Annotated in this window: 10 protein-coding genes; 6 read left to right on the top strand and 4 right to left on the bottom strand. The window is 70.8% G+C overall.

Going from position 1 to position 9373, the window contains the following annotated elements; genetic code table 11:
- The first annotated feature begins 54 nt into the window (after positions 1-54).
- The 4 genes from ACIRVK_RS22635 (at position 55) to ACIRVK_RS22620 (ending at position 3371) form a co-directional block, all read left to right on the top strand.
- Entirely contained in the window at positions 55-1008 is a 954-nt protein-coding gene (locus ACIRVK_RS22635) for a heme o synthase (protein ID WP_404249726.1), read from the top strand.
- 71 nt (positions 1009-1079) lie between these two features.
- Positions 1080-1400 carry a hypothetical protein gene (locus ACIRVK_RS22630; protein WP_404249724.1) on the top strand — a complete coding sequence of 107 codons (321 nt, stop codon included), beginning with the start codon at positions 1080-1082 and terminating at the stop codon, positions 1398-1400.
- Between the two features lie 102 nt (positions 1401-1502).
- Positions 1503-2609 (top strand): amidohydrolase family protein, encoded by a 1107-nt coding sequence (locus ACIRVK_RS22625; protein WP_404249722.1) that lies wholly within the window; start codon positions 1503-1505, stop codon positions 2607-2609.
- Positions 2610-2627: 18 nt separating this feature from the next.
- Entirely contained in the window at positions 2628-3371 is a 744-nt protein-coding gene (locus ACIRVK_RS22620; RefSeq protein WP_404249721.1) for a nucleotidyltransferase domain-containing protein, read from the top strand.
- Here ACIRVK_RS22620 and ACIRVK_RS22615 read toward each other — a convergent pair.
- From ACIRVK_RS22615 to ACIRVK_RS22600, 4 genes are all read right to left on the bottom strand, one after another.
- Positions 3326-4345, bottom strand: coding sequence for a heme A synthase (locus ACIRVK_RS22615; protein WP_404249926.1), 1020 nt, complete (start codon positions 4343-4345; stop codon positions 3326-3328). The two genes, ACIRVK_RS22620 and ACIRVK_RS22615, sit on opposite strands and share 46 nt — an antisense overlap.
- 46 nt (positions 4346-4391) lie before the next feature.
- Positions 4392-5108: an ABC transporter permease gene (locus ACIRVK_RS22610; protein WP_404249924.1), complete on the bottom strand. Its 717-nt coding sequence runs from the start codon at positions 5106-5108 to the stop codon at positions 4392-4394.
- A gap of 145 nt (positions 5109-5253) precedes the next feature.
- Entirely contained in the window at positions 5254-6177 is a 924-nt protein-coding gene (locus ACIRVK_RS22605) for an ABC transporter ATP-binding protein (RefSeq protein WP_404249719.1), read from the bottom strand.
- 10 nt (positions 6178-6187) lie between these two features.
- Positions 6188-7036: an aminoglycoside N(3)-acetyltransferase gene (locus tag ACIRVK_RS22600; protein WP_404249717.1), complete on the bottom strand. Its 849-nt coding sequence runs from the start codon at positions 7034-7036 to the stop codon at positions 6188-6190.
- Between the two features lie 162 nt (positions 7037-7198).
- Here ACIRVK_RS22600 and ACIRVK_RS22595 point away from each other — a divergent pair, with 162 nt between their 5' ends.
- Positions 7199-7918, top strand: coding sequence for a helix-turn-helix transcriptional regulator (locus ACIRVK_RS22595; RefSeq protein ID WP_404249715.1), 720 nt, complete (start codon positions 7199-7201; stop codon positions 7916-7918).
- Entirely contained in the window at positions 7915-9339 is a 1425-nt protein-coding gene (sufB, locus tag ACIRVK_RS22590; RefSeq protein WP_208782930.1) for a Fe-S cluster assembly protein SufB, read from the top strand. The genes ACIRVK_RS22595 and sufB overlap by 4 nt, the downstream gene beginning before the upstream one ends.
- The last annotated feature ends 34 nt before the right edge of the window (positions 9340-9373 follow it).

Below are 9373 nucleotides of genomic sequence, written 5' to 3'. Positions count from 1 at the left end.
CGAGCCTTTACCGGGCATTCACACGGTCCGGCTCGCTGGGATGTCTCTGTAGGGGTGTGCGTGACGGCCGTCGAATCCCGTCCAGCGGGGGTAATCGGTGCGAGCGAGAGCCCGCGTCACCGGCCGTTCGGGGCCCGTGTCAAGGCATTCGTGGCGCTGACCAAGCCGCGGATCATCGAGCTCCTGCTCATCACCACCGTTCCGGTGATGTTCCTCGCCCAGCAGGGCGTGCCGGACCTGAAGCTGGTCCTGCTCACCTGCGTCGGCGGCTACCTCTCCGCGGGCGGCGCCAACGCGCTCAACATGTACATCGACCGCGACATCGACGCGCTGATGGACCGCACCTCGCAGCGGCCGCTGGTCACCGGCATGGTGAGCCCGCGCGAGTGCCTGGCCTTCGGTATCTCCCTCGCGGTCGTCTCCACCCTGCTCTTCGGCCTGACCGTCAACTGGCTCTCGGCCTGGCTCTCCCTCGGGGCGCTCCTCTTCTATGTCGTCGTCTACACGATGATCCTGAAGCGCCGCACCGCGCAGAACATCGTCTGGGGCGGCATCGCGGGCTGCATGCCGGTGCTGATCGGCTGGTCGGCCGTGACGGACTCGCTCTCCTGGGCCCCGCTCATCCTCTTCCTGGTGATCTTCTTCTGGACGCCGCCGCACTACTGGCCGCTGTCGATGAAGGTCAAGGAGGACTACGCGCGCGTGGGCGTGCCGATGCTGCCGGTCATCGCCTCCAACAAGGTGGTCGCCAAGCAGATCGTGATCTACAGCTGGGTCATGGTCGCCGTCTCCCTGCTGCTGACCCCCCTCGGTTACACCGGCTGGTTCTACACCGCCGTCGCCCTGGCGGCGGGCGGCTGGTGGCTGTGGGAGGCGCACGCCCTGCAGAATCGCGCGAAGGCCGAGGTGACGGGCGGCAAGCTCAAGGAGATGCGCCTGTTCCACTGGTCCATCACCTATGTGTCGCTGTTGTTCGTGGCGGTGGCCGTGGACCCCTTCCTCCGTTGAGGCGCCGCTGAGGCGGGGGTCACTCACCCCGCCCGTCGCCAAACGATCTACTCGTCGGTAGCATCCTGGCCATGGCAGACACGCAGCAGGTTGACGCGAAGGCCGAGCGCAAGGCGGCGAAGCTCGCCAAGCGGATCGACGCCTTCTCCAAGGCGCACGGCGGCGCCGAGGGCCAGGTGGCCCACATCGGCGAACGCGGCGCCCGCATCGTCCTCGTCGGCGACGACGGCACCTGGGGCGACCTGGTGGCCCGCACGCAGGAGATCGCCGAGAAGGCGGTCGAGAAGTCCGGCATCACGACCCACGAATCCTTCGACGGCGAGTTCGCGGCGAAGGTGCGGACGGGCGCCTACGAGTGGAAGCGCATGGCCGGCATCCAGCTGGGCGGCTGAGCGACACCGGCCGGGGACGGGCGCGTCACGAAATCAGGCCGCGACCTCGCACCCCGTTCACCCGTTAGGACGTGCAAGACCACGTCCCAGCGGGGAGCCGGAATGATCGAAACGCCGTCCCTGGTGGACCAGTACTGCCACGGCGTCCTCAGAACAGAGCTGGGCCTAGGCACCTTCGAGGCCCAGCTGGCCCGCACCGAGGGCCCGCCCGCGCCCGGCACCACCCTCTTCGACACCCAGACGGGCTTCGCGCTACGCCGCTGGTGCCCCCCGTTACTCGGTCTGGAACCGCACTGCCCGCCCGCCCGCTACCTGGCCCGGCGTCGTGAACTCGGCGTACTGGAAGCGGGCCGCAGGCTCCTGCGCGGCAGCGGCATCACGACCTACCTGGTCGACACCGGGCTGCCCGGCGACCTCACCGGCCCTGGCGAGATGGCGTCCACCGGCGCCGCCGACGCCCACGAGATCGTGCGGCTGGAGCTGCTCGCGGAGCAGGTCGCCGACACCTCCGGCACCGTCGAGTCCTTCCTCGCCAACCTCGCCGAGTCGGTGCACGGCGCCGCGGGGAGCGCCGTCGCCTTCACCTCCGTCGCCGGCGTACGGCACGGCCTCGCGCTGGCACCCGAGCCGCCGGGCCCGGGGGAGGTGCGGGGCGCGGCGGGACGGTGGCTGGCGGCCCGCGCGGTCGGCGGCGAGCTGAACGACCCTGTCCTGCTACGGCACCTCCTGTGGATCGCCGTGGCCTCCGGGCGGCCCCTCCAGCTCCACGCCGGCCTCGGCGAGCCGGGCACCCGCATCGACCGCACCGACCCGGTGCTCCTCACGGACTTCGTCCGCGCCACCGCAGGTCTCGGCACCGACCTGGTGCTCCTGCACGGCTACCCCTACCACCGCCACGCGGCCCACCTGGCCGGCGTCTTCCCGCACGTCTACACCGACTCGGGCGCCGCCCTGATCCGCACCGGCGCCCGCTCGGCGACGGTCCTCGCCGAGATCCTCGAACTCGCCCCCTTCGGCAAGATCCTCTTCTCCAGCGGGGCCCACGGCCTGCCCGAACTGCACGTGGTGGGTGCCCGCCTCTTCCGCGAGGCCCTCGGGCGGGTGCTGGGCGGCTGGGTGGCCGAGGGTGCGTGGGCGCTGGCGGACGCCCAGCGGGTGGCAGGGATGGTCGCGGCGGGCAACGCGCGCAGGGTGTACGGGCTGGACTGACCTGTCCAGACTGGGGCCATGCCGACGCCGACCGACGCCCTGCTGACCCGCTTCCTCGACGACCTCGCCCCGCTCGCCCCCGTGGCGGTCTGGGCGCACGGCTCGCTCGCCGGGGGCGACTACCAGGAGGGGCGCAGCGACCTGGATCTGATCGCGGTGCTGCCGGGCCCGGTGCGGCTCGGCGCGGTACGCACGGTCGTCGCCCTGCACCGCCGCCTGCGCGCCCAGCCGCTCGCCGACCGGCTGCACTGCAGCTATCTGACGCCGGGCAGGCTGGCAGACACGGAACGCGGGCACCTGACCTGGGCGCACGAGCACGTCATGCGGCGGGCGGTCACACCGGTCACCCGGCGCGAACTGCACACCTTCGGCCGGGTCCTGCGGGGTGAGCCGCCGGCCGCGGTGCTGCCCCCGGTGCCGGAGCGCGAGCTCAGGGACTTCGTCGTGCGCGACCAGCGGGAGTACTGGCGTCCCCACGTCGACACGGCCCGTCTGTGGAAGCGGGACATCTGGGTCGACATGGGCCTGGTGACCTTCGCCCGGGCGAGCGTGACCCTGCGCGAGGGACGGCTCATCTCCAAGCGGGAGGCGCTGGACCTGCTGCCCGGACTCGGCGCGCCCGTCGAGGTCGTCGAGGACATCAGGCGACGGCGCTACGGACAGCCGCCGCCGCCCGGCGAGGGCTGGACGGCCCGCCGGGCCGAGCTGACGAGGCGCTACCTGGGTCCGGCGATCGACGCGCTCGTGGCCTCGTACGCCTGACCCGGCAGCTCCGCCTCCGCCGCGGGCCGCTCGCGCAGGGCCAGCAGCACCCGCAGGACCCAGATCCAGATCACCGCGGAGCCGAGCATGTGCAGGCCGACCAGGACCTCGGGCAGGTGCGTGAAGTACTGGACGTAGCCGATGACGCCCTGGGCGAGCAGGACCAGGAACAGCTCGCGGGTGCGGGCCAGCGGGCCCTTGGGGGCGTCGACCGCCTTGAGGATGAACCACAGGGCGAAGGTCAGCGTCACCACGATCCAGGCGAGCACCGCGTGCAGCTTGGCGACCGTCTCCCAGTCGATCGGGATCCGGTCGACCTCCTTCGAGTCACCCGCGTGCGGACCCGCGCCGGTCACCACCGTGCCCACCGCGATCAGCAGGACGGACGCGACGACCAGGAACCACACCAGCTGCTGCACCGGCCTGCCGACCAGGTGCCGCGGCTCCCCGTCGCCCTCGCGGGTGCGCTGCCACATGACGGCGGCGACCGCGATCAGACCGCAGGACAGCAGGAAGTGCGCCGCGACGGTGTACGGGTTGAGCCCGACCAGGACCACGATGCCGCCGAGGATCGCGTTGCTCATCACGATCCAGAACTGCGCCCAGCCGAGCCGCGTCAGGGAGCGCCGGTACGGCTTCTCCGAGCGCGCCGCGATGATCGCCCAGCCGACCGCCGCGCACAGTACGTATGTCAGCATGCGGTTGCTGAACTCGATCACGCCGTGCACGCCCATGGCCTGCGTCGTGGTGAGCGAGTCGGCCGTGCAGGTGGGCCAGGTCGGGCAGCCGAGCCCGGACCCGGTCAGCCGCACCGCGCCACCGGTGACCACGATGATCACGGACATGACGAGCGCGGACAGGGCCGCCCGCTGGACCGTCCGAGGCGTCGGGGTCCAGCGTGCGGCGATGAAGGCGAGCGGGTTGCGCGCGGCCGCGAGGGCGTCGGCGCGGGTCAGGTTCGGCACGCGCTCCATGGTAGGCCGCCGCTTGTGCACGCTTTCACGAGGGTCCATGCCGCCCCTACTCCCAGCGGAAGAACTTCCCGGCGACGGCCAGTCCCAGGACCGCCCACACGCCCAGGATCCCCAGGTCGCCCCAGGGCATGCCTGCCCCGTGCTGCAGCACGCCCCGCAGGCCGTCCGACAGCGCGGAGATCGGCAGCAGGCCCAGCACGTCCTGGGCACCCTGCGGGAACTTGGTCAGCGGCACGATGACGCCGCCGCCGACGAGCAGCAGCAGGAAGACCAGGTTGGCCGCGGCCAGCGTCGCCTCCGCCTTCAGGGTGCCCGCCATCAGCAGCCCAAGGCCCGAGAAGGCCGCCGTGCCGAGGACCAGCAGGAGCAGGACGGCGACGGGGTTGCCGTGCGGGGACCAGCCGAGCGCGAAGGCGATCACCGTCAGCAGCACGACCTGCAGGACCTCGGTGACCAGGACCGATGCCGTCTTGGCCGTCATCAGGCCCCAGCGGGGGAGGGGGGAGGAGGCGAGGCGCTTGAGGACGCCGTAACGGCGTTCGAAGCCCGTGGCGATCGCCTGTCCCGTGAACGCCGTCGACATCACCGCCAGCGCCAGGATGCCGGGGGTGAGGAAGTCGACGGACTTGCCGGCGCCGGTGTCGACGATGTCCACGGAGCTGAACAGCAGGAGCAGCAGGGTCGGGATAACGATCGTCAGCAACAGCTGCTCGCCGTTGCGCAGCAGCATCCTGGTCTCCAACGCCGCCTGCGCCGCGATCATGCGGGGCAGGGGGGCCGCGCCGGGCTTCGGCGCGTACGTACCGGTGGCCGTCGTCACGGGCGCAGCTCCTTGCCGGTGAGCTCCAGGCTGTGCTTTCCCGGGGGCCAACCCCCGGACCCCCGGCAGGTCCTTGTGCGGGCCGGAATCATGAACGCAGCTCCTTGCCGGTGAGCTCGAGGAAAACGTCCTCGAGGGTGTGCCGTTCCACCGAGATCCTGTCCGGCATCACACCGTGCTGCGCGCACCAGGACGCCACCGTCGCGAGCAGTTGCGGGTCCACCTTGCCGACGACCCGGTAGGAGCCCGGCGTCAGCTCGGCCGCCGAGCAGTCAGCGGGGAGGGCCTTGAGCAGCGAGCCGACGTCCAGCCCGGGGCGGCCCGTGAAGCGCAGGGTGTTCTCGGCGCCGCCGCGGCACAGGTCCTCGGGGGAGCCGTGGGCGATGACCCGGCCGGCGTCGATGATCGCGACGTCGTCGGCGAGCTGCTCGGCCTCCTCCATGTAGTGCGTGGTGAGGATCACCGAGACGCCGTCGGCGCGCAGGTCGCGGACCAGGTCCCAGGTCGCGTGGCGGGCCTGCGGGTCGAGGCCGGCGGTCGGCTCGTCGAGGAAGACCAGTTCCGGGCGGCCGACCACGGCCATCGCGAGGGCGAGGCGCTGCTGCTGCCCGCCGGAGAGACGGCGGTAGGTCGTACGGCCGCAACTGCCGAGGCCCAGACGCTCGATCAGCGCGTCCACGTCCAGCGGGTTCGCGTGCAGCTTCGCCATGTGCCGCAGCATCTCGTCCGCCCGCGCACCGGAGTAGACGCCGCCGGACTGGAGCATCACGCCGATGCGGGGGTGCAGTTCACGGGCCTGCCGCACCGGGTCGAGGCCGAGGACGCGGACGGTGCCGGAGTCCGCCCGGCGGTACCCCTCGCAGGTCTCCACGGTGGTCGTCTTGCCCGCGCCGTTCGGGCCGAGTACGGCGGTCACGCCCGCTCTGGCCACCAGGTCGAGGCCGTCGACGGCGGTTTTCGTGCCGTACCGCTTCACCAGGGCCTGAACCTGGACCACGGGCTCACTTCGCATGGGCCCGAGTCTAGGTTCGCCGTCCAGGGCGCCGACGGGCGGGTACGGGATCTCCACCGGCGGCCACCTCGTCCTCGCGGGACCGGTGCAGCGCCAGCCACCGCTCGGCGTACGCCACCGCGTCCGCCACCGGGAACAGCCGTACGTCGGCGGCCCCCACCCGGCCCCGCACGACGGGCCGGTCCCGCTCGAAGTCGTGCCCCAGATCGTCGAAGCGGTCCGAGGTGATCGACACCTCGGTGACCGTCTCCCACCCGTCCGCTCCCGGGCGGCCGACCCGTACGAGCGGGGACGGTATCCGGTACTCGGCGAGATGGAAGCTCGTGCAGGTGTCGTAGCCGACGCCCAGCAGCAGCACGCGCGCGTGCAGCTCCTCCAGCCGAGCGAGCGGGCTGTGCTCACCGAGCCGGCAGTCCGGTGCGTGGCCGTCGACGATCTCCGCCGCCCGCGGGCCGATCGCCGCGAACGAGGTCTGGGGGTGCGCGCTGCGCAGGGCGCCCGGCCAGGTGCGTACCGTCTCCGGGATCACGCCCACCCCGCGCGACGGCGTGATCAGGGGGTCGTACGCCGGCATCGTCGCCCGGATCCGCTCCCACCACTCCTCCGGCACGGGCGGGTTCGCCCACAGCGCCGGGTCCGAGAGGTCGCCGCTCTGGGTCGGGACGACGATCGTGCCGTCCGGGCCCACCGCGTCCAGCAGCCCTTGGACGACCGCCACCGCGCCTCCGCAGACCCAGCCGAGGCGGCTGAGGGACGAGTGCACGAGGAGGGTCTCGCCGGGCTGGACGCCCAGGTCGCGCAGCTGCTCCGTGACGGTGGCGCGGGTGACGAGGGGGCCGGTCGAAAGAGGTGTCGGCATGGTGGGGGAGTCTGGTCGACGGGGATCGCCCGTGCCACCGGTTTTGATCGATCAAAGATCGTTTTCGCTGGTCGGCTTAGGTGAACCTAAGTGACGCAGGGCACCGTCGGGCGCCCCTGGCGTGGGTTGCCCGGCGCTGAGGAATTACGCAACAATGGTGTTGTGAAATACGTCGGCGAGGCTCCGGAGGAACTCGCGACCGGTGAGCGCTCCACGCGCAACCGGGTCGCGCGGTCCATCCTGGACCACGGCCCGTCGACCGTCACCGAACTGGCCGGCCGCCTGGGCCTGACCCCGGCCGCCGTCCGACGGCATCTGGACGCGCTCGTCGCGGACGACGTCGTCGAGGCCCGTGAGCAGCGGGTGTACGGCACGCGCACGCGTGGGCGCCCCGCGAAGGTCTTCGCGCTCACCGACTGCGGCCGCGACGCCTTCGACCAGTCCTACGACAAGCTCGCCGCCGACGCCCTGCGCTGGATCCAGGAGAGGTTCGGCGGGGACGAGGCGGTCGTCGCCTTCGCCCGCGCGCGGATCGCCGAGCAGGCCGCCGCCTACCGCCGGGCGATCGAGGCAGCCGCCCCCGAGGAGCGCACCGAAGCCCTGGCCAGGGCGCTGAGCGCGGACGGGTACGCTGCTACGGCGCGCAGCGCACCGGTCGGCGAGCAGCTGTGCCAGCACCACTGCCCCGTCGCCCATGTCGCGGAAAAGTTCCCCCAGCTCTGCGAGGCGGAGACCGAGATCTTCTCCCAGTTGCTGGGAACCCATGTCCAGAGACTGGCGACCATCGCGCACGGTGACGGCGTCTGCACGACGTTCATCCCCAAGATTTCCCACACCACCCACAACGCACCTGCAAGCACGGCCGGGAGGAACCCCGCATGACTCTCCCCATCGAGGAGACTGCCCACCCTGAGCTCGAGGGCCTGGGTAAGTACGAATACGGCTGGGCGGACTCCGACGAAGCCGGTGCTTCGGCGAAGCGAGGTCTGAGCGAGGAGGTCGTCCGGGACATCTCCGCGAAGAAGAACGAGCCGGAGTGGATGACCAAGCTCCGCCTCAAGGGCCTGCGCCTGTTCGACAAGAAGCCCATGCCGAACTGGGGCTCGGACCTGTCGGGCATCGACTTCGACAACATCAAGTACTTCGTGCGCTCCACGGAGAAGCAGGCGGAGTCCTGGGAGGACCTGCCCGAGGACATCAAGAACACGTACGACAAGCTCGGCATCCCCGAGGCGGAGAAGCAGCGCCTCGTCGCCGGTGTCGCCGCCCAGTACGAGTCCGAGGTCGTCTACCACCAGATCCGCGAGGACCTGGAGGAGCAGGGCGTCATCTTCCTGGACACCGACACCGCGCTGAAGGAGCACCCGGAGCTCTTCAAGGAGTACTTCGGCACCGTCATCCCGGTCGGCGACAACAAGTTCGCCTCGCTGAACACCGCCGTGTGGTCGGGCGGCTCCTTCATCTACGTCCCGCCGGGCGTCCACGTGGAGATCCCGCTCCAGGCCTACTTCCGGATCAACACGGAGAACATGGGCCAGTTCGAGCGGACCCTGATCATCGTCGACGAGGGTGCCTACGTGCACTACGTCGAGGGCTGTACGGCGCCGATCTACAAGTCGGACTCGCTGCACTCGGCGGTCGTCGAGATCATCGTCAAGAAGAACGCCCGCTGCCGCTACACGACCATCCAGAACTGGTCGAACAACGTCTACAACCTGGTCACCAAGCGCGCCGTCGCCTACGAGGGCGCGACCATGGAGTGGATCGACGGCAACATCGGCTCCAAGGTGACGATGAAGTACCCGGCGGTCTACCTGATGGGCGAGCACGCCAAGGGCGAGACCCTGTCCATCGCCTTCGCCGGCGAGGGCCAGCACCAGGACGCCGGCTCCAAGATGGTCCACATGGCGCCGAACACCTCCTCCAACATCGTCTCCAAGTCGGTGGCGCGCGGCGGTGGCCGTACCTCCTACCGCGGTCTGGTCGAGATCGGCGAGGGCGCCCACGGCTCCAAGTCGAACGTGCTGTGCGACGCGCTGCTCGTCGACACCATCTCCCGCTCCGACACGTACCCCTACGTGGACGTCCGCGAGGACGACGTGTCCATGGGCCACGAGGCGACCGTCTCCAAGGTCTCCGAGGACCAGCTCTTCTACCTGATGAGCCGCGGTCTCTCCGAGTTCGAGGCGATGGCGATGATCGTGCGCGGCTTCGTCGAGCCGATCGCGAAGGAACTGCCCATGGAGTACGCCCTCGAGCTCAACCGGCTGATCGAGCTCCAGATGGAAGGCGCGGTCGGCTGAGACCAACCGCCGTCCCCATCACGCCACTCACGTA

This window comes from Streptomyces sp. NPDC101152 (assembly GCF_044768275.1).
In the GTDB taxonomy this organism is placed as follows: domain Bacteria; phylum Actinomycetota; class Actinomycetes; order Streptomycetales; family Streptomycetaceae; genus Streptomyces.
This window is presented reverse-complemented; position numbering and strand designations above follow the sequence as displayed.

Coding starts and splice junctions, on each gene's coding strand:
- ACIRVK_RS22620 (WP_404249721.1), top strand. CDS start 2,628: ATGCCGACGCCGACCGACGCCCTGCTGACCCGCTTCCTCGACGACCTC.
- ACIRVK_RS22615 (WP_404249926.1), bottom strand. CDS start 4,345: ATGGAGCGCGTGCCGAACCTGACCCGCGCCGACGCCCTCGCGGCCGCG.
- ACIRVK_RS22605 (WP_404249719.1), bottom strand. CDS start 6,177: ATGCGAAGTGAGCCCGTGGTCCAGGTTCAGGCCCTGGTGAAGCGGTAC.
- ACIRVK_RS22630 (WP_404249724.1), top strand. CDS start 1,080: ATGGCAGACACGCAGCAGGTTGACGCGAAGGCCGAGCGCAAGGCGGCG.
- ACIRVK_RS22625 (WP_404249722.1), top strand. CDS start 1,503: ATGATCGAAACGCCGTCCCTGGTGGACCAGTACTGCCACGGCGTCCTC.
- ACIRVK_RS22600 (WP_404249717.1), bottom strand. CDS start 7,036: ATGCCGACACCTCTTTCGACCGGCCCCCTCGTCACCCGCGCCACCGTC.
- ACIRVK_RS22610 (WP_404249924.1), bottom strand. CDS start 5,108: ATGATCGCGGCGCAGGCGGCGTTGGAGACCAGGATGCTGCTGCGCAAC.
- sufB (WP_208782930.1), top strand. CDS start 7,915: ATGACTCTCCCCATCGAGGAGACTGCCCACCCTGAGCTCGAGGGCCTG.